At 40.1% G+C, this 26,974-nt stretch carries 16 protein-coding genes and 1 tRNA gene; 11 read left to right on the forward strand and 6 right to left on the reverse strand.

The genetic code is table 11. The annotated features are described in order from the left end of the window. Positions 1–211 precede the first annotated feature (211 nt). Positions 212–288, reverse strand: a tRNA-Met gene (locus AC1HJP_RS08415). 255 nt (positions 289–543) lie between these two features. On the opposite strand from AC1HJP_RS08415, the gene AC1HJP_RS08420 reads away from it, so the two are divergent. Both AC1HJP_RS08420 and AC1HJP_RS08425 read left to right on the forward strand, forming a co-directional pair. Beyond that, a complete protein-coding gene (locus AC1HJP_RS08420) occupies positions 544–1,023 on the forward strand; it encodes a hypothetical protein (RefSeq protein WP_480361430.1) in 480 nt (159 codons plus the stop codon). A 31-nt stretch (positions 1,024–1,054) separates the two neighbouring features. Further along, positions 1,055–1,561: a hypothetical protein gene (locus AC1HJP_RS08425; RefSeq protein ID WP_421965132.1), complete on the forward strand. Its 507-nt coding sequence runs from the start codon at positions 1,055–1,057 to the stop codon at positions 1,559–1,561. A 79-nt stretch (positions 1,562–1,640) separates the two neighbouring features. Here AC1HJP_RS08425 and AC1HJP_RS08430 read toward each other — a convergent pair whose 3' ends face one another. The 3 genes from AC1HJP_RS08430 to dapE form a co-directional block, all read right to left on the reverse strand. Further along, positions 1,641–2,033, reverse strand: coding sequence for a DUF3019 domain-containing protein (locus tag AC1HJP_RS08430; protein WP_480361431.1), 393 nt, complete (start codon positions 2,031–2,033; stop codon positions 1,641–1,643). Beyond that, positions 2,023–2,841, reverse strand: coding sequence for a MipA/OmpV family protein (locus AC1HJP_RS08435; RefSeq protein WP_480361432.1), 819 nt, complete (start codon positions 2,839–2,841; stop codon positions 2,023–2,025). Before AC1HJP_RS08435 ends, AC1HJP_RS08430 begins: the two co-directional genes overlap by 11 nt. A gap of 167 nt (positions 2,842–3,008) precedes the next feature. Beyond that, positions 3,009–4,178 (reverse strand): succinyl-diaminopimelate desuccinylase, encoded by a 1,170-nt coding sequence (dapE, locus tag AC1HJP_RS08440; RefSeq protein WP_480361433.1) that lies wholly within the window; start codon positions 4,176–4,178, stop codon positions 3,009–3,011. Between the two features lie 263 nt (positions 4,179–4,441). Between dapE and AC1HJP_RS08445 the strand changes: the two genes are divergently transcribed. After that, entirely contained in the window at positions 4,442–5,092 is a 651-nt protein-coding gene (locus AC1HJP_RS08445; protein WP_480361434.1) for an OmpW/AlkL family protein, read from the forward strand. 40 nt (positions 5,093–5,132) lie between these two features. On the opposite strand, the gene AC1HJP_RS08450 is transcribed toward AC1HJP_RS08445, so the two are convergent. Continuing rightward, positions 5,133–5,672: a thioesterase family protein gene (locus tag AC1HJP_RS08450; RefSeq protein WP_480361435.1), complete on the reverse strand. Its 540-nt coding sequence runs from the start codon at positions 5,670–5,672 to the stop codon at positions 5,133–5,135. Positions 5,673–5,797: 125 nt separating this feature from the next. Between AC1HJP_RS08450 and AC1HJP_RS08455 the strand changes: the two genes are divergently transcribed. Next, entirely contained in the window at positions 5,798–6,283 is a 486-nt protein-coding gene (locus AC1HJP_RS08455) for a hypothetical protein (RefSeq protein ID WP_480361436.1), read from the forward strand. Between the two features lie 35 nt (positions 6,284–6,318). Here the strand turns inward: AC1HJP_RS08455 and tyrR are convergent, their stop codons facing one another. Further along, entirely contained in the window at positions 6,319–7,875 is a 1,557-nt protein-coding gene (gene tyrR / locus AC1HJP_RS08460) for a transcriptional regulator TyrR (protein ID WP_138483239.1), read from the reverse strand. Positions 7,876–8,096: 221 nt separating this feature from the next. Here tyrR and AC1HJP_RS08465 point away from each other — a divergent pair, with 221 nt between their 5' ends. The 7 genes from AC1HJP_RS08465 to AC1HJP_RS08495 are packed head-to-tail and all read left to right on the forward strand — an operon-like array spanning position 8,097 to position 26,781. Beyond that, positions 8,097–10,331, forward strand: a complete 2,235-nt coding sequence (locus AC1HJP_RS08465) for a CapA family protein (RefSeq protein WP_480361437.1) — start codon at positions 8,097–8,099, stop codon at positions 10,329–10,331. Between the two features lie 21 nt (positions 10,332–10,352). After that, a complete protein-coding gene (locus AC1HJP_RS08470; RefSeq protein WP_480361438.1) occupies positions 10,353–12,323 on the forward strand; it encodes a hypothetical protein in 1,971 nt (656 codons plus the stop codon). Next, a complete protein-coding gene (locus AC1HJP_RS08475; RefSeq protein WP_480361439.1) occupies positions 12,323–15,433 on the forward strand; it encodes a poly-gamma-glutamate biosynthesis protein PgsC/CapC in 3,111 nt (1,036 codons plus the stop codon). Before AC1HJP_RS08470 ends, AC1HJP_RS08475 begins: the two co-directional genes overlap by 1 nt. Then, the gene (locus AC1HJP_RS08480) at positions 15,420–17,714 is read left to right on the forward strand and encodes a hypothetical protein (RefSeq protein WP_480361440.1); all 2,295 of its coding nucleotides are present in this window, start codon (positions 15,420–15,422) and stop codon (positions 17,712–17,714) included. Before AC1HJP_RS08475 ends, AC1HJP_RS08480 begins: the two co-directional genes overlap by 14 nt. Continuing rightward, positions 17,701–18,474: a hypothetical protein gene (locus AC1HJP_RS08485; RefSeq protein WP_480361441.1), complete on the forward strand. Its 774-nt coding sequence runs from the start codon at positions 17,701–17,703 to the stop codon at positions 18,472–18,474. The genes AC1HJP_RS08480 and AC1HJP_RS08485 overlap by 14 nt, the downstream gene beginning before the upstream one ends. Next, on the forward strand, positions 18,453–22,706 hold the full coding sequence (locus AC1HJP_RS08490) for a hypothetical protein (RefSeq protein ID WP_480361442.1): 4,254 nt from the start codon (positions 18,453–18,455) through the stop codon (positions 22,704–22,706). The genes AC1HJP_RS08485 and AC1HJP_RS08490 overlap by 22 nt, the downstream gene beginning before the upstream one ends. Next, positions 22,696–26,781 carry a poly-gamma-glutamate synthase PgsB gene (locus tag AC1HJP_RS08495; protein WP_480361443.1) on the forward strand — a complete coding sequence of 1,362 codons (4,086 nt, stop codon included), beginning with the start codon at positions 22,696–22,698 and terminating at the stop codon, positions 26,779–26,781. Before AC1HJP_RS08490 ends, AC1HJP_RS08495 begins: the two co-directional genes overlap by 11 nt. Positions 26,782–26,974 lie beyond the last annotated feature (193 nt).

Raw genomic sequence — 26,974 nt, forward strand, 5'->3', positions numbered from 1 at the left:
AAAATGCCCAGAGTAATCATGTACCTTTAGCAAGCTTTAGATACAACAACGCCCCGGACCAAGCGGGGCGTCACACTATATACAAAACTGTGCGGCCTGAGGCCTAGCTTGGTCACGCCAGCGCTAAATACGAACGCTATAAACGCAAAACGCGCATTACAATGAATGCGCGCTACCAGAGTAAGAAAACATAAACAATGTTTTCTAAAATTGGTTGCGGGAGCCGGATTTGAACCGACGACCTTCGGGTTATGAGCCCGACGAGCTACCAGGCTGCTCCATCCCGCGCCAACGTGCAGCACTACTACTGCAAAAACAGGCTGTATTATAGGGAGTGTTCCATAAATAAGCAACCATAAAGCAAATAAATACGCCTTGATTTATTTATTTATGAGTAAAAAGCAGAAACTCCTGAATTTTTAGTTCAAAAACTTTAAAGCCCTCTATACTTTTTATTAAGCGCTTATAAAGGCCTATATCATCAAGTTAGATGGTATAAAGATTAATGCAAATGGACGTGCCTAATATTATGAGGCACTCACTATGAGTTTATCACCTTACCAATTTCAGTTGTTAACCACTTCGAGTAAAGATATTTGCAATGATTTTGAGCATTTCTTCACTTACTTTAATTTATTAGTTAAAAAGAAACTGCCCACTTATATTTCTTGCTCTAATCTTTTTGATCAAAAACAATACATTTGCTCTCTTACTGAACACTTAACTTCTCAACAGAGCATTTGGCTATATATAGAGAAAAATCGAGCTTATTTAAGCCGGCTTTTTCAAGATAAGCACCAAGTAAATGTCTTTCGAGAAGTTTTCCTTATGGCATTAAGTACCACATTAAAATCTAAGTTTACACTCGCAGTGCGCAAAGCTTGGCAAAGTATACTGTTTGTCTTCACTAATATGGTACAAACGCAAGTTCATGGAGTTAGTAATGTAGTATCTATGCAGTATTATCGAAATAAGCGAAGTATGACGACTCAATTGAATGGAAAATTGCGTTCAGATCCGTAAACTGTAAGAAATTCGCTTATTAGGAACATAAATGAAAAAAGCATTATTTTTTGCAGGTATTTTTACCGTGTCTTTGACTGGCTGTGATGTTTTCGAAAGTTCGAAAGCACAGATTGAACAGCAATACTTATCTGAAAATCAAGAATTAAAGGCTGCAATCGAAGCTATTCGTGAGCAAGGCTTACAAGCTGTTGCAGCATCAGCTGAAAAAGGCAGTGTCGCAGCCTGTGTTGCTACTAGCTTAGATGCAGATCCTATGGGCGCTTTGGTAGAAGTTGAGGGCGCGCTTCAAGATAGTGCTGACTTGGCTGGGTTAGTTGATACAATCAATAACTTAACCGAACAAGAGCTCAGCTTAGAAACAATCGGTCAACTTCTTCAGCATGGAGCTGAAACCGTTGATTACCTCAAAACTTTACTCGGTGAATACGAGCTATCAGAATTACAAACTCAATTAACAAACTTACTTGAACAGGGCCAAAATAAAACTCAGGATGTCGGTCAGCATTTACGTGAACTGATTGAGCAGTGTCAATAGTTCCTACGTTAAAGCTTTTTCAATGCTTTAGCCCTCCTCTATTGGGCATCCAAATTTAAAGGAAGACTGTTTGTCTTCCTTAAAATATTCTCCAACGACGTTTTTTAGACTTAATCTTATGTACCCAGTTCACTTCGATGGTGGTGACAGCCAAGGTATCCCTCTTTTGCTTAGAGATAAGCTCATAGCTAATACTTTCAGTTGAGCCAAAATTCAGCGTATAAATAAATGTTTTAGTATTTGCCCAACACTGAAGGATCTTCTTCGTTCCACTTACTCTTAAACAGTAGTCACCAATATCAGGCGCTGTGACAGCAAACTTCACATCGGTATAGCAGGTTCGCCCTTCATTCAACGCCACGCACTTGCTAGGCATGACGTTTAAGATCTCGGTTGGTCCTTCATCTTTTGTTTGTGCATAACTCATCGAAGTCACAAGCAACGAACAAAATGAGATCATTTTAAAATACATACTTCACTCCTGCAAAAAAGACACGAGCGTGTCTGGAGTGAACAATTGGGCTTTCTACAATGTGCGATGAATAAATAAAACCTGACGCACCAGCACTGAATACCCAATTTTGAGCTATTGGATAATCTGCCTGTAACTGTAAATAAAGTGATGAAGTATTACTTACTACATATTCAGGTCTGAATGCAGTCGCTTCATCTGCATCAATGCCATAATAATAATCAATAAAAGCAGATGAATAATAGTTTGCGCCTATATTTAACCAAACATCCCAGTTACGTAGCTCGAAGTTACGAGTTGTATCAAAATGAAATAGCCAGCCATCACTGTCTCCAAACACATCAAATACAAGCTCTGTGACGGTTTGAAATTCTCCGTGATTAAAGTAATAAGCAAAACCAAGAGACAGATCATGCTCTCTTTCTTTGATACCAGCAAGCTCAGGCACTTGGTCTTCATTTTCATAATAGCCACTTTCATTAAACGGTTGCTGGTAGCTGCCTAAAATGGCATCAATGCCCCAACCATCTTCAATGACTAATTGGTACCCCAGATCTGAGCCTCCGTAGAAATCGCCTGAGTGGGTGTTCAAGTAAAAGTTTTTATATTCGATTTTTGCATCAATCAATAAGCCAGGTGCACTAAAGTGGGAGTTGGCCCCCACGAGTTGCGTCATGGTTGAATCGACCCAAAACGTGCCTAAGCTGAATTGCCATAGCAATTCGTCTTTTTCAAGATGTTCATCTGCGTGGCTTAAATTAGAAAAGAAGCAAAAACAACATAGCAACAGAGTTGTTATTTTTTTCATTGTTTTTATTAAAGCTGTATTTATTGTCATTCTTCCTTGCATGATAACGTAAGCTTATGGTGTCCAACAATATGAAAATGATGTACTTACAATATTACTCACTTTCCCAAATCATGAACAGCACATAACCAAAAAGAGTTGTAAACAAATGCAACAGAGCACAACGACTATTTGCAGTTAAAATAATCTTTTAAAATAGCATAATAGATTTGCTTCACCTGAATTAAATCAGCTATTTCGATACGCTCATTGACTTGATGGATGGTTGCATTAGCTACCCCGCACTCTATGACTTGAGTATGGCTATTTGCAAAAAAGCGGCCATCCGATGTACCTCCGGCAGTGGTCAGTTTAGGGTATTGACCACAGGTGTCATAAATCGCCCGCTCAACCAAGGTTAAGAAGCAATTATCTTGTTTATGCCCAGTGTAATAAGACTCACAGGGCCTTTCCCATTCACAGTATATATATGTTTGGTTTTCAACTAACGCCTGCTCAACCAGCTTTATAATTGTCTTGCTATCATAGTTATGGCTATAACGGACATTAAAAGTAATCTCACAGTTGTCCGGAATAATATTGTCTACACTGTTATTAACCTGCAGCCCTGTTATCTGTAGCCCCGTCTTAGAGCCATATTCATCCAACTCCCAAACAATGTTGGTCAGACTATTGATTACATTGCCACTAATATGTGCTGCATTTACACTGTTTTCAGGGTAAGCAACATGCCCAGCTTTTCCTTTTATACGAATACGACCTGATAGCGCGCCTCTACGCCCATTTTTTATGGTATCTCCAGCAATTTTATCTGCGGTAGGCTCACCGACAAGGCATGCATCAAGTACTATATCGTTCTTCGCCAGATATGCAGCGATTTCCTTACTGCCATATTCAGCTTCCCCTTCCTCGTCAGAAGTAATTAACCAATATAAGCTGCCTACTTGAGGTGATGTTTGATTGAGCATTTTTTTGGTCGCGGATAGCATAGCTGCAATACCGCCTTTCATATCAGCAACGCCTCTTCCATAAATACAACCTTCAAATATCTCCCCTGAAAATGGACAGCTCTTCCACCCATCAGAATTGGCGGGCACTACATCGACATGACCAATGAAGCCTAAGTTCGGCCCACAACCGAACTGTTTTGCGGCAATTAAATTTTTAACTCCATTGACTTCCAAAACCTTTATGTCAAACCCAAGTTGACTCAGTTGCTCAGACAGCCAACTTAAAGTACCTGCATCATCGGGGGTGATTGATTTGGCCCTGATCAAGGTTTGTAGAAAATCTATGACTTCAAGGTCCGTTTTGTTTTCAATAGCTGCACTAATCATAACGTTCGTTTATACACAAAAGATTGAATGTTATTTAAACGTTGCAGTATTGCATTCGTGTGTCACTTTACTTGCAATTTTAAGTCTTCACCGCATGTAAAAATTGATTTTGACACCCAAAAATTAATCTAAATCAAAGTTTCAAAAATTTCTGAAATAACCTGAAATAAAAATTGATCTAGAACAGTTTTCGTTTTCTGGACTGGCCTATAGTGGCTTCAAGAAAAAAATTACATACCTTGCAAAGGCATCAGGAGATGAAAATGAAAAAACTTGGCGCAGCTCTACTTACTACTCTTCTAGTAGCCGCTCCTTTAGCACAAGCTAAATTAAGCGTTAATGTTGGTCTTATTAATGTTAACCCTAGCGACACAGCTTCAGCTATTGATCAAAATAAAGCACTTGGATTAGTAGCAGATTCAAATACACAGCTGGGTATTACTTTTGATTATAAATACACTGATAACATTGTATTTGAATTAGTTGCAGCGACCCCATTTTCTCATACAGTAAATGGTGCAGGTGGTCTTGCTGGTGCTGAAATCGCTAAGGTTAAACACCTACCACCTACATTTTTAGCTCAGTATCACTTTTTTGATTCAACAGCGAAATTTCGCCCATTTGTAGGTGCAGGCCTAAACTATACGGTTTTCTTCAGTGAAGACCCAAGCGCAGCGCTTAAAGCAACACTGAAAACTGATGATGTAAAGGTTGAACTTGATAGCTCTTTCGGCATCGCACTTCAAGCAGGTTTCAATTATGACATTGATGAAAAGTGGGGTGTACATGGTATGGTATCAAAAATTGATATCAACACTGACGCAACAGTATATGCAAACGGTGCAAAAGCACTAACATCAGACGTAGAGCTAGACCCTGTTGTTGCGATGCTAGGTGTTAAGTACAAGTTCTAAGCAAAAAATACAGTTACTTTCTCGATCCCTAAGGCCACAATCAGTGGCCTTTTTTATTATTGCTTTTCTTCGCCTCTAACATCGCTTTCCAATGTTCTATTTCTTCCGATAATACAGGAGCCGGGCCCGAGTAATTTGCTGCTGCAAGCATATCTTCAACAGAGACGATACCTTGTTTACTTTTAAACACCCCTCTCACATAAGCTATCGCATGAAGGCCTCTCGCCGTTGTAAACTTTTGCTCTATGTAAAAATATTTATGGTCCCATCCTACTAACTGAGTACTGACTTTAAATGATTCAAGCGGTTTTATATCTCGGATATAAGTAATGGCAGTTGCATTAACAATTGGAAACCAGCGACGCTTCATCACTACCTTAAATAGGCCAATCTCTTCTGTCATCCAAGTTCGAGCTAAGTCCATAAAGGCAAGATATCGCGAATTGGTCAAATGCATATTAATATCGCAGTCACTAGGCATTACTTTAAAATCTATGTCGCTAACATCCAGTAAGCCTTTGTATTTATTATTTCTTTTAATCTTTAAAAGTAGCAGTATCAGCCTAAAATACAGGTTCATTTATGGTCCAACCAGTGAATAAAAAATAAAGTTTAACATAAGCTTAGTTACTCACAATAAATTGTTGCTAAGCCGTATTTGCTCCACTAGTCTTAAAAGATAACTATTCTTACAAGAAACCTAATATGAAATTGTATCCTTTTGTGCTTACCAGCTTGCTCTTTTCTTCCTGTGTTTTTGCCAACTTTGATTTTGAGGGAAAAGGAAAAATCACTTACCCAACTGGCATGGACAAAGCTTTTGCGTTTGGCTTTGCTTGGGATGATCAAAAGCAAACATTTAGAATAGGCAAAAAGACCTACAACATGTCTAGTTTGCCTGAGTCATATTCTATTGCCCTTACACTCAGTAAAGACGATGAAAAAGTATGGGTTCAAGAATTCAATGCTGGGTTTATTGACAGTTTTGAATGGCAACTTGGTGAACAAACAATTACTTTAAAGAAGAAAGAATTTAAGGTGCCAGTAAAAGGTAACTATGTGCTTTCTCTTAATAAAGTTGATTACTTTTTGGTTAAAAATAACGTCAGTATTCAGATTAAGTTTAATGAAAAAGGAATCGATAACATCAAGATAGATGGTGTAACAAAAGATATGGGCGCTAAAAAGTAGTCCCATATCTTAGTAAGCTAGTTAGCCAAATAAAGTTAAACTTTTACGGTCTTTCTGTTTATACCGTATTCTCTTAATTTATTTGCCACTGCGGTATGGCTCAGCCCTAATCTTTTAGCGAGCTGTCTAGAGCTAGGGTACGCCGGATAAAGCTTCCTCAATAAAGTAGCTTCAAAACGTTTAACTGCATGCTCTAAAGTGCCTTCAAAATCAGATTCCAAATACCCTAGTTCATGGGTGAATGTTGGTAATTGCATATGCTCAACACGAAGTTCTTTGTCATCGAGTAAAGAAACTGCGCGATACACTGCATTTTCAAGTTGTCTCACATTACCAGGCCAAGGGTATTGCTCCAAAAAGACTAAACAATCTGGCGCGAGCGTTGGTGCAGGCTGACCATTTTGCTGTGCATACTTTTGAATAAAGTGCTCTGTAAGTGGCCCGATATCAGCTTTTCTATCGCGAAGAGGTGCGATATCCAAAGTTAGTACATTGATACGGTAGTATAAGTCCTCTCTGAAAGAACCTTCTTGAACCATCGCAGGTAGATCTTTCTGTGTCGCTGCAATAATCCTGACATTAACTTTAACTTCATTTTCATCACCGACTTTTCTAAACGTGCCATCCTGCAAGAAGCGCAACAGTTTTGTCTGTAATTGGGTCGACATTTCGCCCACTTCATCTAAAAAGACTGTGCCGCCATCGGCTTGCTCTAACACGCCGCGTTTTGGCGCAGCATTCTCTTCAAAGCCTGCGTACCCAAATAACTCTGACTCTGCAACATCATCAGGTAAAGAAGCACATGACAAAGCGATGAAAGGTTTAATTGAACGATTTGATGCGTAGTGACATGCTCTAGCCAACAACTCTTTACCCGTGCCTGTCTCACCGGTAATCAAGATCGGTGCATCTAATTGAGACATCTTGCGCGCTTCTCGCACAACACGGCGCATCGCGGTGCTATTGCTGTGAATAGTTGCAAAGCTTTCTTGTCCGTATCGTCTGAAGGCACTGACTTGCTGGCCGAGACGGCTTTGCGATTTAATATTAATCACCGCACCGGCAAGAATATCGCCATCTGGTTTTTGTGGCACAGTGATCGGTAAGATGTCAGCAATATAATCTTCACCACCTACTTCAACACGCGTGGTTTGCCCTAATACTTCTTTACCTTCTAGCCAACGTGTGAAGTTAAAGCCTTTTAGAAGGTTATTAATATTCTCACCCAACACATCGTCTAGGCTCAAACTAAGATCTTTACAAGCTGCGTCATTGCAATGACGAACCCACCCCTTTGCATCGATAGATATCACACCATCGGGTAGCGCACTTAATAAAGTATTAAGCTCATTATGTTCTCGCTCAGAAGGTAAGAAAGCAGTAGTACGCACATCTTCAACACCATCAATTAGGCGAATCTCAGGCATTATTTTCTGAAATTGTTCAAACTCGATAGGTGGGAAGCTGACATACATTTTGCAATTGACCGAATCGACCTCAATGCCCTTAAGGTCAACCTGATAATTTACCAATATATTCAAAACTTCTTGTGCAATTCCTATCCGATCGGCACACAGGATTTCAAGACGCATTTGTTCCTCAAACAGGGCTATATATGACACGGCGAAATGATACTCTAAGAATAGTCGTCAGACTAGAAAAATGTAAACATTATTGAACGTTTCACTGTACTTATTCTTTGAATAAGCTATTTTATGAATTGAAAAGTCCACATATTGGATACAAATTTAACAATTGCATAAAACTGAACAAATATTTTATAATACTAACGACTGATATATGTGAGTTTTAAATGTCATTAACTAGCTACCCCAAAAAATTTGTTAACCATGTTACAGCTTATTTGCTTCTCATATTCATATCAGCGTGTTCAGTTGAAGACCCATATGAAACAGGCCCTTCTGAGCAGCAGCAAGAAGAAAAAGATGAGCGTGACAAGGTTGTTGAAGCCATTATTCCTTTCTCTTTCAAAGTGAAAGATTCAACAGGTACCCCTGTCGCTAACTTAGATGTGAAAATAGCAGGAAACTTATACCAAACGAATGCTCAAGGCATAGTGCATCTAGATACGTTTACTTTAGGTAATTACCCCGTTGAGATTATCCATCCCGATTATCATATTCTCTTTTCAACCATAAACATTTCTCCGGCAAATGACAGCGAAGTCATAGTTCTATCTAAAAAAGTAGAGAATGAAATCAGTTTGGTTTTCGCCGGTGACACTATGTTTGGCCGCCGCTTTATGGACCCAAGCATCACGACCATGAATAACTCGGTGCCCGATTTACCAGATGCCTTAATCAATAAGTCAAACGCTGCAACTGCAGCAATTGAAATCACTCAACATGTAAAGCCCCTCTTTTTTAATCAAGATTTTGCTTCTGTAAATTTAGAATCCCCAGTACTCAATCAGCCAGTAAGTGTTCATCCAACAAAAGAGTTTTCTTTTTTCTCTCTACCTGAAACGTTAGAGGGTTTAAAGTCAATTGGTATCGACTATGTCGCACTGGGTAACAACCACGTTTACGATTACCAATTAGATGGGCTAAATGACTCTCTAAAGTTTGTATCAGAGGCTGGGCTTCTTCACAGTGGTGCAGGTCTAAATAAAGTGAATGCTTATGCTCCGGTCTTTGAAAACGTTAAGGGAACGACCCTAGGTCTAGTGTCTGCCACTTCAATTCGTGGTGGCGATCATGCGGTGACCTATGTCGCAAACGAAGAAAAAGGTGGCGCAGCTGATTTATCTGATTCAAAGTCCTTAGCTGAAGCATTGCAGTTAAGCAAAGAGAATAGTGATTTCACCGTCATACAATTACACGGTGGCGATGAGTATTCTTATGCCCAAACAGACTATATTGAGAATCGCTATAACCTGATTTCTAAGCTCGAAGAAAAACCTGACTTAATGGTGACCCACCACCCTCACGTTGCACAAGGCTTTGACGTCTATGATGGCATACCAACTGTCTTAGGACTTGGTAATTTTGTGTTTGATCAAAACCGATTAGAAACAGTTTTAGGCCTTGCTGTTGAAGTTCGAGTTAATAAAAACACCACCCCTAAAGTAAGCTCAGCAAGAGCCTACCCTATTTATATCGAGGAATATAAACCTCGCCTCATTTCTGGTGATTTAAGTAATTACTTAATAAAACGTGTTGCTGAATTCTCAAATCATGTTTCAGTGATCCCCAGGCAAGGGTATGCTGACGTTTTATTCTCTCAACAAATTGCTGCGACGCAATTAAAGCAAGAAGTTATCGAACTTGAACCTGGTGAACATATTATAGATCTGCGCCTTTTGGCACCTAGCCATAGCTTTTTGAGCCAAATAACAACTGATGTTGAGGTCACTTCACTAACCTTGGGCAGAGATTTATTAGTATTTGGTGATTTCGAAGATTGGGATAATGATGATACGCAGTTTGAAATAAATCACTGGGATCATTCTAATGAAGATACAGCGCCATGTCTGACTGGTGCATACCGAGGCAATCAAGGGTTATGCTTAACGAGAGATCAATTTGATAACTTTGCCCTTCGCGTACCGTTTAAGCAAACGATACGGGCTTTTCCACTCACTCCTGCGGATGACGTGAGTAAAGTCTTTCATAAACATACACTTTACGGGTATGCTAAAGGTATCAATGCTGGTCAATTAGAATTAGATTTAAGTATATTAACTTCTGAGGATTCACTTATTTTCTCAGAGCAAACTTTATCTGTATTAGAAGGTGGAGAGTTTGATTGGCAGTCATTTAATATCGACTTCGAGCTGCCAGATGACAGCAATGTATTGGGCCCAGAGAATTTACCGCCTAGAGGTATCCGTTTCGCGTTTATTCATTCGCCTCCACAAAATGGCAACGCTGAACTACAATTAGATGATATTGCTCTAATTTCTTGGCAGGATTCTATTGAATTAACGGATCGAACGTGGCGTACTACTCATTTACATGGAAAATCATTTTTAAAAGTATCAACTGACAAGGCTGTTCGATTAAATTTAACCTTTAGTCAATTCTGATTGACCTTTTAGGAACGCTTTGTGTCGGTAAAACAACAATTTTTCTTTGTAAAAAGGCATAAAACATTTTGGCTGATCATTAGTTTGATTTGCTTTATTCTACTGGCTGAACTAACCGGTGCACTGCAGCGCTTCAATGCACCTATTTTTAAATACTTTAGCCAAATTCAATCAGAAAAACACAGTGATGTTGTTGTCATTGAAGCCGATGAGCTTATTTTTGAACATGACCAACTTGTCTATTCTTTACTTGCGCACAATCCAAAAGCAATTATTGTTGTTTCAGACTCGAAATTAACACATATACAAGATCAAAGGGTCTTTTACCCTCGCCCAGATAATAACTTATGCCTTGCAGACCTAAAAGCATGGCTTGGCTATACGATTCAAATTAATCACCAAACTCCTAACCAATGTACCAGCCTCTGGGCTGAACTCTTTCCAGAGCGTCGCCTAGATCACTCACCTTTACTCAGCTTTGCATTAGATTTACATGCACTGCCAAAATTTAATAGCAAACGAGTACAAAGTGAAGACTTACTAACTGGGCAGATCACCGATAAATTAGTCTTAATATCACAAACAAATCACAGTTTTGGTTTACCAATACGGGCACCAAAACTCTCAGCTGAAGTAAACCCAATTTACCTTCATGCATTTGTTGCCCATAACCTCATTGAAGGGTCGTTAATTTCACTCATCAGTGGCAAGCTATCCCTGACTATTCAGTTAGTCAGCATCATTTTACTGCTCGTTCTTTATCAAAAAATTGCCTTTAATATAGGTATTGTCGTCGCATCTACCCTTTCTATAACTTGGCTAACGCTTTGTTATTTTATCATGACAGGTATGCATATCTTTTTACCTGCAGCCGAAGGCGTGATACTAAACTTTGTTACCTTATTTTGGGTGTTTTTATCGGCAAAATGGGTTGAAGAGGACGATCTTAAACGATTGATGAATAATATCAGGCAAAAAATGTCTGGCCGTTATCTACCTAAATCGTTCACAGATCAAAGCACACCTTGGGACTCTATTATTCAATTAATTAACCAACAGTTGGCTTTAGATAAAAGTATTCTGCTTGCTCGCCTAGAGGGAGATCATCGTTTATATGAAATAAGGGCCATTAATTGCCATCTTTCTGATATTCATGAGATGCGCAGAGACTACGAACGTGCGCCCTATTCAGATGCAATCAAGGCATTTGGTACAGTCAAAATTACACGTCCCTTCTTTAAAGCACTGGAAGAAAACGAATCCCAGTACATAGTCCCGCTTATGTATGCTGGTGATATTCGTGGGTTCTGGGCGATGACCATTACTCCAGATGAACGATTTAACGAAGCTGCGTTTATTAAAAATGTAAATCGATTTGCCAATCAGGTTGGGGAGCTTTTATTTCATTATCGTGTTTTCGAAACGCAAGGCAAAGCCGAAAGCAATGCAATTGCTCGTTTACTCACCTTGAATTTAGCCAAACCATTGAGTCAGCAAATAAAGCACTCGATTAACGAAATGGAACAAAAGCTGACAACCTTAGAGCATGTATTTAATCAGATCCGCTCAGCGTCGGTGCTATTCAATTTATTCGGTCAGGTGGTACAAACTAATCATGCGCTTGAACAGCTAGCGAAACAGCATCACTTGCCTATTTTCGAGATGACAGCACTCGATTTGCTATGTCAGGTCAGTGAGTTAGATCATGAAAATGCCAAAGGAAAACTGCGCTATTTAACTTTGCACAAAGGCGAAATTTATCTCCCAGTAAAATTGGCTGAACAGCAGTTTGTATTAAACGTACGTACCATTGAATCATCGGATGAAAAAAGTAGTGCAGGAGAGCCCTTTGAAGTGGGGGGGATTTTATTTGAGTTCATAAACCTCTCTGAACTGATGAGCCAAATACACCAAAACGAAGATCAAGCTGGTTTGCTGTCACAAAACAGTGAAAAGCAAAAAAATAACACCGAGTCTGAGGCATCTAATTAATGGATTGGGTGCTGAGTATTTTTCCGACAGGTAGCGGCTTAGGTCAATCTGTTATCACCACTGTTTGGGTAGGCATAGCCGTTGTGTGCTTCTTAAACCTTCGCTTTGGTTTCCCTTTAACTGGTCTGGTTGTTCCTGGCTACCTTGTGCCATTACTCATTGTTAGCCCTACTTCTGCCGCTGTTATCATAATTGAAGCGTTCGTCGTGTACTTCGTCATGCGAGTTACTGCCAAGACTATAATGGAGCGCTTCGGTTATGCTGAGATGTTTGGTCGAGACCGATTCTTTGCCATCATCTTGATCAGTATCTTAGTGCGTGTGGTTATGGACACGCTATTTTGGCCTAGTGTCGCCGATGTACTAGGCAGTTGGGACATCACATTTGACTACTCGACACAACTGTATAGCTTAGGGTTAGTCATCATTGCCCTCACAGCGAACGTTATGTGGAACGGCGGTTTTCGATATGGAACTAAAGTCACACTGATACAGCTTATCTTTACTTATGTGTTAGTACGATATGTATTAATGCCGATGACCAACTTCAGCATTGCCAATCTAGCCATTATGTACGAAGACGTGGCAGCTTCGATAATTGCAGCACCAAAGGCCTATATTATTTTAGTGATCACCGCATTTATCGCCTCTCGTGCCAACTTAAAATACGGCTGGGAGTTTAACGGTATCATGCTGCCTGCATTACTGGCATTGCAACTCATGCAGCCGAGTAAACTGCTGACCTCTTTTATTGAAACAGCCGTGATCTTGATCCTCGGGACTTTACTACTTCAATATACACGCCTTAAAAACGCCAACTTTGAAGGCGCGCGCTTACTACTCTTTTTCTTCAATATAGGCTTTGCCTACAAGCTCGCGCTTAACTATTTTATTGTCAATTATTACCCAGCATTAAAAGTGACAGATACATTTGCGTTCGGATACATGCTATCCACTCTATTGGCATTAAAAATCTATCAAAAAAATGCCCTTGGATTAATCATTAGAGCAACGTTTCAAACCTCTGTTGTCGGTGGGTTTGTCGCTATTTTCATTGGCTTTGTGATCATGTTTGTCCCCTCTTTATTCATTGGCAACCAAATAAAGTCTTTACAGAGTTATACTGAAATACAAGACCTCAGCCAACAGCTCAGTGAATACAAAAGTTACTTGTATACCGACCAAAAAAATAAAGTAGAGATCAGCCAGTATCAGCAGACTCAAAACTTGCAAACCTTTAGAGCTGCTATCAGTATTTTAAACCGTGATAGGCGTAATTTAGATAACATTAACAAAGCCACAGAGCTGTTACTAAAGTTAGACTTTTCACTGCGTCTAGATGGAGAATATATTTATATTCAAGATGCCAGAAAATATGCAATTAGAGGACTGTTTGTCTTATCTAAACAAACTAATACAGGTTTATTGCTATCGGTCCCTCACCCTTCCACAGAACGTGTAGCAACAGACTCTTCAGCACTGCTTATGACACTCCTAAAAGCAGATGCGTTGGCTTTAGGCACTCAAGCTACGCCGGCTTTTAGCGCCGATAATACCAGCCAGCAAAGTAACTATTATTGGGCCTTTATAAATGCGCTTGAAAGCGAAGACATAGTGCAATTACGCTCAGTTAACGCACGTACTACAGCCTTGCTTGAAACTGGCCCGTATGGTGCAACAGGACAATTTTGGATCTTCAATCGCATTCCAGCTGCGGTAAACCAATCTCTTCTCACCGAGCTATTAGGGTTTACGCAAAGTAGTTTTGGCTTATTAAACAATCAAAGCCTGCCAAGCCCCAACTTTGAAGGTAGATTGATCGAAACCTTTATTGATACTTCTGCTTATACCTCTTTGCTGTCTAAAGTCGCCTTAAGTGACCAACTATATCAGTCTCCTGTTGCGCAAATTGAAACCAGCTTAGAAGAAGAAATAAACGCTTTTATACCAAAGATAACAGCCAAAGGTAGCCAACTATTTCAAAGCTTATCTGATAATGAGGCGGCACTTTGGGAGTATGAGATCCTTCGTCCGCTATACAGTTTATCTGATCAGCTTGCAGGGCAAGAAATAACGACGGACGTACTTAACCAACTGAATAAAATAAACAATATTGCCCGTATGGTCGGGTACCAATTAAGTTTACTTAATACCGCAAACGGTCGATATATTAAGGTTTCTCCTTTAGATGACTTACAATATTACCAATTAGGTCAAGGCCTCTATTTCATTCATTTAGACCCAACTAATGCACTCAATATCCAAGTACCTCGTCCTTTGTATGAAAGTAATACCATACAGTTTGCCAGTCAGCTGTATCAAAAGAGTAATGCAAAGCTGTTGTTAATCGCAGGGGCGCACCCATTTGCCAGTGAAGAGGCCAATGTTATGGCCGCTGCCAATGTAAAAACCTTATTTAATATTGTGCATCAGAGTGCATTGCGTCACTACCCGCAATCCGGCGTTTTAAACTTGCAAATACGTAGCCACAGTGCGCCGTCACACATTCGGCCAAGTGCTTTAGCTTTTCAGTACACAGAACCTCATCCGAACCATAAGTTAAGTCTGGGCAAGGTACGGGAGTCACTCAAAGAGCTAGGGGTTGAGCATCAGATTGTTTTAGGTCAAGCAGCAACAAGAGGGCTCGAATTAGGTACCTCTCCCCAAACCGGATACCAGATATTTTCGCCTGCGAGTGAGCTCGCCACACTGTGGCTTGCTTCCGATTTTAAGCAACACTTTTCAATATCGAACGAAGCACTGTTGCAACGACTATTAGCGGTATCGCAACAGCCTATTTTGAAGCACACTAATATTGCAGCCCTGTCTCCTAGTGACTGGCAAGCAGTTGAGGCTACTCAATTAAATGCCCTTAAGGATATTACCGAGCATTATGCGCTCTCTCAGCATTTGCCTTTTATTAAATCTTTATGTGAGCAACAAAATGCGTGTACCCTGCAGGCCACACAACTTTCTATGCCAAACGAACTCGCCTTATTGATCAAGCTAAATAATAAGATTGCACTTATTTACTTACCAAAAAGAAATAAAGTCGTCGACTTGCAAAGATTTACTCAAATGATGACAGGAGGACTTAATGTATTTAATTAAGCACCTACTGACTTTACTTTTTAGACTCAGTTTAATCTTATTGCTACTTTGGCTCGTGATCCGTAGTTATTTTTGGATAGTGTCTGCAGAGCCAGTTGCGCTGCGCTCCGAAGATGAAACACGCTCAACAGTGCATTGGTTACAAAAAGATAAGGCGCTCACTTTCAACTTTTCCGCTGATAGAACGTATTCAATTCGTGTACTATCGAATGCGATTTTTTCAGAGCAACAACAATTTGAAGAACCCGTACACTATGCCATTGAGTACACACTGTTAGACAGTGAAGAAAACCCTCTCAGTACACACGTTTACCATCATGCTTCTAAATTGGCATTAGATAATGAACAAAAGCAAGTAAAGCAAATTATTGAAAATCGCGACACCTTGGCCGTCTCTTCTGGGCAGTCTTTTTTTATCAGCAACGAGCAACTCACGAATGCATCATCAATCGCATTAAAGCTGATCCCTGAAAATAATCAACTCAGAGGAGTTGTTATTCGTTTGCACGCGAAAACCCCAGTAAGCCTCAATGACATCAATAGAGCTTGGCTAAGGCAATCTACCGATTGGCGTGAACGTATGACTAATTACCACACCATTGGCAACAACGCTTTATCGAGCCAAGAAATATTAAATGCAGTCACATTTGAGTGGCAAAAATTAGCACCACAAGGGATCCCCGGCATCGACTTTACCGGCGATACCCTATACGAAACACTGCCCTATTACGTGTTAAGTTATGACTTTAGTGCGGAGCAATTAAACCTAGATAGCTTCTATACTGATAGCCAACTGAGTGCCTCATTCAGAAACTATCAAACTCAAGACTTATTTGTCTTTAAAGAGCAAAGCGACGCGACATTATTCGCAACTTGGTATGACATTAAACAACTCAAGGCGCCTATTCAGCTAAGTTTCACTGCCACTGACACACCCAATACTTATCGTATTTCAAGTGTTGAACCCGGCCTGATTGTGGTTCAATCTGCCAAGCCTATGCTAACTAGATGGTTTGCCGAAAATGATGCTCATTTTAATGCTTTACACAGCTACTTTTATAACATTGACGAGCATTTTAGCGCTGAATATCAGGTTGCTAAAGGCAGTGACATTAACTTTGAATTTAGAGGCCCAAAAGGCACGCCTGTTGATATCACACTTTATGATAACGACATTGAGATAGAACAGTACCGTATATTTCTGCAAGGCGAAAAAAGCAACTTTGACAGGATCATAGACGAAACAACCATCCGACAACCTGTTTTCAGTTCTGAGCAATACTATGCTCGCTTACCTAACACGGTGGATCGCATCAAAATTTCATCACCACAGACTGTACTCGCGAAATTGCAAGCCAGACAGTCGTCTTTTCATTATCAAACTGAACTATGCGAACAACTCTGTAAACCTGAGTTAGATGACTTTGCCGCTATAGGTGCCTGGTTTTCGCAAAAAGCGCAGAATGATTTTAATTTTACCGAACAAAAGCGCATTACCAATGTGCGTTTGTTTGAAATGCCGCCTCCATTACCAAGCAATGAGGACATGGCAACCACCTATGTGAGTCGGGACTTAATTCAAGCCTTACCTCTATCAAATACATTTTTGGTCAATAGCCCAGATAAGTATTTTGCTAATTTGTTTCCTAAGGCAGAGCCAACCGAGCATCAATTCAATCAGGTTTTTTCTTTTAAGCAGTTATTATTGGCAAAAAGAAACAACCATCTAAGAGATAAGCGTCTTATTGAAATAAATAAAAAAGCCCCGTTTTTCAAAGAGCGTGCTTTCACGCATTTAACTGAGACTCAACTACTCTCTTTTAGAACCCTACAGAATACTTTATTTGTTAATGAAGGCAGTGAACGCCCTTGGCAAAAACAGCGAGGCTACTTTTTAAAAGCAGGCCAGCCTTTAACTTTAAACTATTCAAATAAATCCGAATCGGTTGTCATTAAAGTGCTTAAAACCAAAGGGGTCAAAGACTTCGTGGTACTAAACACCCGCATTAGTGGTCAATTTAAAGCTGGTTTAAGTCCTGAATACACAATTAAAAATAAACGGTTTGCACTGATGCAGGCACCGTTGACCCACGTCTTTGCGCTGCATCCTGCAATTGCAGAAGTGCTACCATATAACAGTGTCTCACTTGCGATAAACGATGATGTACAGACACTGGAAAGTATCACCATCACTGCTGAACAAGATATTTGGATCAGTGTACTTGATGAACTAGTACACGCTCCCTCTGAAGCGCAATGGAGGCAATATGAAAATGATTAAGCTGATTGTTGCCATCATAGTGAGTTGTAGTGTGACCGTCGCTTGTGCAGAGCCAAAATCACCACTAGAAAAACTGACGAAAGATGTATCGAACTGGTTTCAGTCTGCGAGTAAGGCCAACTTAGCTTCTTGGCAATATGCGTTTAAAAATAATAGGCATCATTTGCAAGCTACCTCAAAAGTTAATGGTGGCGGCACGCTCATTTATCGATTGAATGCCAAAGCATGTATTATTTCTATTCCACATCGTTTCTTTGATACACACACCTATACAATAGGTGAGCAAATATTTAATACCCACTGCCAACTCATGTTAGCGAATACGCATCACAGACACAGTGACAGTTTGGATAAGCAGTCAATGGATTACTCTAAACGTCGCGATAATTTACATAACAGCGCCATTTTAGCCTTTCAGTCGCTTCACCCGAGAGCCAAAATCATACAGTTACATGGCTTTAATCAAAGCAAACGTAAAAGCGATAAGGGAAAACTGGCTGATTTTATTATCAGTCAAGGTAGAAAAGGCAATGTCATTAAGCAGCAATTAACTCTATGCTTAAGTAAAATATCAAGAAATAGTTATTTCTATCCAGAATTGATACAAGAGCTTGGCGGAACGAAGAACATACTACATAAACTAGATTTAACACCTTTTTCGTTTATTCACATAGAGATAAGCAAACCTATGCGAGAACGCCTAGTAAAAGAACAACATACAATGAGTCAATTTTCTGAATGCATAAACCAAGTTATTTAGTTTTAATCGGTCTTTTATTTACCTGTCAGTTGTTTGCAGCGCCCGCACCACTGCAGACTGCACCTGCCTGGGTAAATTCAGATTTATCACTTGGTCAGCCTAAAAGCCTTATTAGTATTGATAAAAGTCAATCGAAACGCCTGTACTTACCTGCCGCTCGCTGGCTCACTTTACCTGACGATATATTCAACAAAACCATAGTTTGGGTAGGCCAAACACAGTATGCCATGCGTAAGCTCCACCCCAGTGAACTAATGTGTAAAGCGCATCGCTGCCAGTTACCTGCATCGCAATACAACCAACTTGTCCAGTTTGAAAATATCACTCAAGATTGGATAAATTTAGATATCGAACAAGGCCAGTTTCATTTTCATCGAGACCCTTTTCGTCGCGCTTTAAAACTGCCTCTTAAAGCGACTAAATTAAGTCTTGCTCAAGATCACGAGTTTTACTACACATTAGAGCCGAAACAGAGCATGCGTTTATATTTCGCTGAGGCTAAAAAGCTTAAGCTCTCAGTTCGAAAGTGGATGTCAAACCTAAAGCAGGATAATAAAGTCTTTGTTGAAGTGAACGATCAACCTGTCAGTTTAGTGAATGTATCGAACACTCATGCACCTGAATATCAAGATAAAAAAGTCAGCACTGTAAATACTGATTACTTCGCTGTACCCAAAGGCAGTTACTTAAAAATCACAGTTCAAGATCAAGCACTTATAAAACTCGAACAAATGCATCGCGGCATTTACGACCTTGATGCACTAGACAAACAACCAGAGGCGCTTCTCAACCCTTACTGGACAGCTAACCTAGATGATGCCTTTGTAAAAATCTACTCACAACAAGACTTATCTTCAATTAGTCACTTCTCAATTGCTGATGCTTCAGTGCTTGAACAGCGACGTTACCAAGATCTGGTGAGCACCATTTCAACACGAAGAAATGCGCAAGTCAGTCATCGAGGGTTACCTATAGAAAGCAACAATAGCAAGCAAAAGGTTGTGTCTGGTTTACGTGCTGCAAGCGAACAACTCTATTCTGTGTCTCAACACAAGGTACTTACCAGCCATCAACTAAAAGACACGCTAAGTTTTGATATCAGCCAGTTTCAGCGGATCAGAGACGCGTTATTTCTCTATATTCAAGCTGAGCATAGCGGCCGCTTAGTCGCTGAATACGACAATCAAAGGCACATTATTCAATTTTCACCAAACCAAGCTTTCAGCCGCATTGTGCTGCCTGTAAGCTTGCAATCATCCTCTTTAAAACTATTCAGTGCCGATGAACAAGCAATCAATATTGCCGTTGAAGTAGATGATTTATTGACCTTACCAAACAACCCATTACTTTATTTAATGCAAGGAAAAATAACAGCCAAAAGCCCAACACTGGCAACATTACTTAACCAACAAAATAATCTGCAGACGCAGGCTTACATCAATAGTCTGCCCCTTCCTATCGAGAAACCTGTTAACAAAAGGCGCCATGAAAGCGACTATCAGTTAATTTCAAAAGCGATGAACTTAGCGTTGTCAGAACCGAGTAAGGCTTTGCCCTTGTTGAAAGATTTAGTCAATAGCAAGATTGCCAGCATAGCACTCGATGCCTGGCGAATACGTATTGATTTATTGACTGAGCTTGATAGAGTCTCGACAGCCAACGCCTACTTAGAAAGCTTGTTGCAATCCGAGCGCCCACTACTCAGTAATTATGCTGCACAAGCTCTCTTTAGCCGCTACTTAGAAGCTAAACAAGTCTATAAGCTACAAGGTTTATGTGCATATAAGTTTGATGTTTTAACTGGCTGCGGCAGCTTAATGAGGGAATTCTTGTTAGCACAACAAAAAAACCTACAAGCACTGTGGTTACAGCATGATAATCATAATTTTACAGACACAGCTGTACATAGCTGGATGCAAAGCCGTATTGCACAATTAACCCCTTTGAAAGAACCAACAAACTCTTCATTTGATATCAAACATTTTGGCACCGTGAACTTACAAGGTGATACATCTGATTACAATGCTTACACTCTGCAAAATGGCTTACCTTTACAGCTTTATGCTAAGCAAGATTTAACTTTGCAATTAAGAGTCAGAACGCCTTATATTCACGATGGTACGCAGCAACAACACTGGCTACATTTAGATACAAACTCAACACAGTCTATTTTGCCTGTCTTCGCGGATGTCTATTCTACAACGCAAGTTCAGCACAATGAACTTAAACTGTCTGTGGCCAGTGAGGCACTTATCACGCTAAATAAAGGTGAACAACTGACTTTAAGTAGTGAGCAACAGCAGTACTTAAGTTTACGGGTATTACCTGACTCCCTTGCATACAAAGCACACTTAAGCTCCGACGCTGTAAAATTTTCTCTTAAAGAGCCATTTATTAACCTGCTCCACCAGCCTGATATCGATATTAAAACCTTACTCACGAATGCGTTATATCGATTAAGCCATGGGACTCTAAACAATTACGAGTTCAACTTACTATTTGCCAAACTTGAATACGTAAAGCTATCAGACAGTTTAAACTCACTTAAGAACCGTATTGAGCATTATGGGTCATGGCAACCGATTGAGCAGTACTTAAATTATTCTGGCACTCAACTGATTGACATGAATGCCATAACGCGACGCAGTTTTTCTGAGCAAATAAGCCGTCATACAAGCAAAAGTTCAAATTTAGACGGGCTATTAATTCGTCCAAATCACACTCTAAACTTAGACCTGAGAGAATTAGCAGGTCATAAGGTGAAACTCATTTTTGATTTCGCCGCTGCAGAGTTAGTCAAAACTAACTACGCCAATATTCTCGTTTCTACCAGCAAAAATAATGTACTTTGGACCATAGAGAGTAATCACAATAGTGAGTTAGCATTAACAGATGACGAACTTGCAAATGGTCAAATCGCACTACGCTGGATGAATCCATTTATTTCTCAACTGGTCAGTGTAAAAATTCAAACCTATCAACAAGGCCGCTGGCAAGATGCGAAGTTAGATACACGCCAACTATTTTATTTTGCAGAAGCTGAACAGCAAATAAGCGCAAAACTAAATTCAGATAGTTTAATAAAAATTGAGCGCCTTTCAGGCCAAGTCAGAGAAGAGCAAGTCGGTTTTTATCCTGCGGGAAAAATTAATGTTCAAGCAAAGACTTCACAGTTAGCACGCGTTTTTAAATGGCAACTCGACTTCAATCGAGCTAAAACCAGTTTTGCACCAACAATCGAGCCCTTAATCGTTGAAAAACCGATTTATTTTCATGAGCCATCGAAAAAGCCATTTTATGAGGATATTTTATCTACAGATGAAAACCTTACTCATGTTGAAGGGCTCGTTAGATACAACCGAGCAGGTATCTTCGAAAGTGAACAAAGCCAGTCAGCTCGTCACTATACCGATTTTGGACTAAGGCTAAGAAATAAAGATAAGCAGCATTGGTATTTGTTAGAATCATTATTCACACTCGATAATCAAAATTACGAAACGTTTTCTATCAACGCACAACACAATTGGTTATCACAAGAAAGTCATTGGTTCAGTGAAGCTAGAATAAATAACCGTTGGCAAAACGATACGCCTATTAGCGAGAGCCATCTCAGCTCTAATATTAGTTTTAAAATTGGCGAAACTTGGCGTGACGACAACATTCATCGTCATCAATGGTGGTGGCAGCCATTTTATTACTACACTAGCATCACCGCAGATGAATATATTGCTGACAGACTAATGAGCCCGTCGATGTTTAGTTTTTATCGTGAAGATCATATGCATGGCTGGCGGGCGGCTTATCAATATCGCTATCAACCTTGGGTAGATAATCAGCTATCCGCTAGCTTTTCTACAACTTCAAATGAAGACTGGTCGTCTTTAGACAGCCTAGGTTTTGATATTGAGCTACAGCAATATTACCAAGGGCATATTTTTACGCTCGCAGGCGCATCTCAATATAAATTTGCCGATCAACACAGGCCTAACAATACATGGCAATATTTAACCCAAGTGAGTTGGCAAACCCTGTTTGACTTTTCAGACAATACAGCAGGATGGATAAAACTGAGCTGGACACAGGATTGGTTTAGAAAAGACCACTCACTACGTTTAGAAATTAACCTAGGCAACTTGCAAAATACTGGGTTTGGACCATTTGCTCACGATGAAATTCTCTTTAAGTCACTCCAATTGACGCATTTTTTAGAACAAGACATTTATGACCAATAATGAATTAAAGCAACAACTTGAGTTAATCTTATTCGCCAATATCGAAGAGTTTTGGCTCAAACTCTATCGTCATAAATATCAGAATCTGATCAATGAGCTTTTGCAATGGCCATTAATTAGAAATATTCCTGAGAACGAATCGGTACAAACCTGGTTACAACTACAATCTATCGCATTTTTAAGGCATAAAATTGAACAGCTTAATGCACAAAGTCAAAAGCTAGACGCGTCTTATCAATTATTTGTACAGCGCTTAGCAAAAGCAGAGATCAGCGCAGAAAAAGAGCTTCATATTCTGAGTTATGCACGAGAGCTCGGCGCCTCTGAAGCCCAGTTAAAAGAGGACAAACAAGCCTTGTCACGCTGGTTTGATGATGGTGCAGTAATCGATCGTTATCAACGACAAGTTGCAGATACAGAACAAACTCTTAAATTTCTGATCAGTAAGCTTGGCGCTCTAACCACATCTCATTTGCGCGCCAATGAAGCTGAAATCTTAGACAACTGGAAAAAGCTCGATCTTGAGCCCTTTTTTATGCAGATGCTGCAAAATAATCACAGTGTTCACATCAAGCATAGTCTTATTCGTGCTTTAGTGAATCAGGTAGCGGTCATCCATCAATGCCACGCCGACCCAGAACTCAACGAGGAGCTGGCTGCAGAGTTAATTGAATTACTCGAAGAACCCAATACCCCTTACCAAGCTGTGATTGATATTCTTGAGATTTTATATGTTCAGCGCCCCACTTTTATCAGAGCGCATATTTGGGCGCTAATACAAGAAACCGTCATCGACTTTGCTGACAAACCTAAAAATAATGACAGCTTATTTGTGCTTGCTGCGCTGCCACGAATCATTGCCAAGCAACCTCACTTTTCAAACAAAGAAATGGACTTGCTTAATAGCCTAAGTGAACACCCTTACCCACGTGTAAGGCAAGCGTTAATTGAGCAATTAAATGTCATTGACTTCGAACAAGCAAAAGCGCTGCTAGTGAGAAGGCTCGAAGAAGAGACCTGTGGTGCAGTGCTATTTACCTTGGTAAAACAATTTACACAACCTCAATATGCCGAAGATGCCTTTATCTTTAAACTTTGGCAACAAGTACTTCAAAAGCCGCTGCCTTTTGAAGTAAAACGGCTCAATATCGAAAATAGTGCCCGTGTAATGCTCAATTTGCAGCTGCAATCTGATGAGCCTGAAAAGATTTTTCAGCAATTTATTCAAATGCTTAATATTGTTCTCGAACAAGAGTCCCATATTGCATTAAAAAGACATATAACTAGGGCGAGAGAGCAATTGGTCAGCTTTAGTCAGCAAACGCTACTGGCAAATATCGACGAACAGCTTTCACAAACACAAAGTATTACGCTATCAAAGGGCATTGATCGTCACACTCTAGGCCGAGCATTAAGCTTTAAAGCGCAACATGCAGAAGCATTTAGCGGCGAAGTCACAAAGCAACACTGGCATATTATACCTGGCTATCGACGAGGTCGACGCTTTTGGCGGATCTGGCATGAGTTCTTTAACCCCAGTACTGATAAGCGTCAGAGTTTTAACCATACACAGACAAAAAAGCCCTCAGCTGAGTTACATGTTGCCAGCTGTAGTGTCGCTGAAATTAGTGAAACCAACGTCCCTGGTGAGGCGCTATTTAACTTAACCGAACACTCAGCAAGACCACATTTACCCCTTTTAGATTACCTCTTGTCTGTGCTCAGCCAAGATAGAAGCAAAGAGCCCGCTTTTAGCTACACCCCAGATGGTATTTTAGAAATACATCGCCCTGTCACACTCACCAAACGAATTAAAGCATATTGGCACATCTCAGTTCATTTTGAGCAACTCGATAGCTTAAGAAAAGGCAGTGAATTTGAGCAAAAGAAGTTCATTTCAACCTTGAGAGAACTCGGTTTCGAAATAAAATTTAATGCATACGGTGATGTTCTTGGTGCGTCATTTCCTGTCGAGCAAAGTATCGCTAAACTCTATAGTAAAACCGCATTAACCCCAGTGCTCCTTAATATCTGGTTTAGCTTTAAAGAGTACCTGTATTCCATTTATCAAAATTCGATTTCGCAATTGGTCTTTTTCGTCACCGGCTTTATGGCTTATTTTTGGGGTCGCCACATCCATGTAAGCAAGAAAATAAAACGTAACCGCAAGGCAATCCCTGTCAGCATCGGTGGTTGGGGAACGCGAGGAAAGTCAGGTACTGAAAGATTAAAAGCTGCACTGTTCAGCAGTTTAGATTTACGTGTTATCGCCAAAACCACAGGGTGCGAAGCCATGATGATTTATGGTAAGAGTAGCGGAGAGCAGTACGAAGTACCACTATTCAGACCTTTCGATAAGGCCAGTATATGGGAGCAAAGCGATGTACTCGATTTTGCCAGAAAAACCAAAGCCGATGTATTTCTCTGGGAATGTATGGGCCTAACCCCAAGATATGTAAGAATTCTACGCCGCTGGATGCAAGATAACTTTGCCACCATTACTAATGCTTACCCAGATCATGAAGATATTCTAGGGCCAACAGGCATTGATGTTGCCAAAGAGATGTCAGCCTTTATAGGGAGTAACACACAAGTATTCACTGCTGAACAATCGATGATGCCGATTTTGAGTGATGCCGCAGATGCCAAACGCACAACCCTAATTCAAACGCATTGGGGAGACGGCTATCAAATAACGCCTGACATTCGGGCTTTATATCCCTATGAAGAGCATCCTGATAACATCGCACTTGTGTGTAAAATGGCTCAGTATATTGGCATAGAAAAAGACTATGTATATAAGGAAACGGCTGAGCGCATCGTGCCAGACATTGGTGTGTTACAACATTTTCAGTCGGCCCCTATTGGCACTATCTCTCAATCCTTTGTGAATAGTATGTCAGCCAATGAGCGGCTTGCGACCATAGAAAACTGGAAGCGTTTGGAGCTATTTGATTTAAACGACCAGCCCCATATTCAAACCATTGCATTAATCAATAACCGCAATGACCGTATTGCTCGTTCCAAAGTATTCGCGCAGATTTTGGCGGAAGATTTACGCTTCGACTTCCTAGTTGTGATAGGCACCAACGTGGACGGCTTCAATTCATATTTACAGCATGCCATTGACGAACGTCTCGATACCTTACTGAAAAATAACGATGTAAACGACCTCAAGGCCTTTCTTAACCAGTTGAACGTACTTTATAGTGCCCAGACTTGGCTTGAGAAAATTAATCACACCTTAGACATACCTCTACAGACAACGGATATTACCTCTCTAGAAACTTTAACAGCCTTGTTAAATGCTAGGTTGTTAAACGATGCTGACCATATGCAAAAAATTGTCACTCAATATGAAAACTGGCAAATGGCTAATTCACTGCTTGATATAGATGATTTATCAAATCATTCAGAGTTATTAAAGGAAACAGTGCAAAGCATCGTTGCAAGCAAAATAGTCTTGGTAGAAAACGCTTATGTAAAACCAGATCAACTAACAAGCCATATCGCCAACCTAGCGATGAAAAATCAACATCAACTCATCGTGGGTATGCAAAATATTAAAGGAGCTGGCCTCAACTACGTTTACATGTGGCAGCAATGGCAAAAGATCTACTATATCTGCGAAACCCTTAAGTCTTCGGTCACCAAACAATCTGAATTTAGAAAGCTACTTTTAAAACTTGCTCAACAACCTAAATTCAGTGCTCTTGAGATTGATTACTTAAAGCGAGCCATAGAAGACATTGCACACTCAGAGCATGCGCAAAATGAATTTAGCCAAGCCGAAATTAAGTATATTCAAGAAAAAGTCTCAACGGCTAAAATCGGGAGTAATAAAGATGACGAGCAACAACCGAAAAGCAAGTTTAGAGGATTCTTTAATCAGGTTATCGAGTCATTTTTAGATGCAGGGGCTGCCGTTAAACGTAAGAAAACAGCACAACAGGTTTATCAAGATATTGCAGATCAACGCATCACGATAGAAAAAGCTATCTCAGTGCTAGCGACTCTGAACCGAAGTCAAAAGCCAGGTTGGTTAACATCAAAGAATGAACAACAAGACTTGTAACTTTCTTAACCGGCACCAGCAGATTTTATCTTATACAATACTCGGTTTGTCTTGTCAGACTTCCCCTAACGCCTAGCGCTGGGTATACTGCATCGTTGCAGTGCATATTTACGCAAAAACTATGCGAATGTACCTGTTTCAAGGTTTTACCAATTTCATTAAAGCAATGCGCTTATTAACAATACATCGCTTT

The sequence above is a fragment of the Pseudoalteromonas sp. NFXS53 genome (assembly GCF_056629255.1).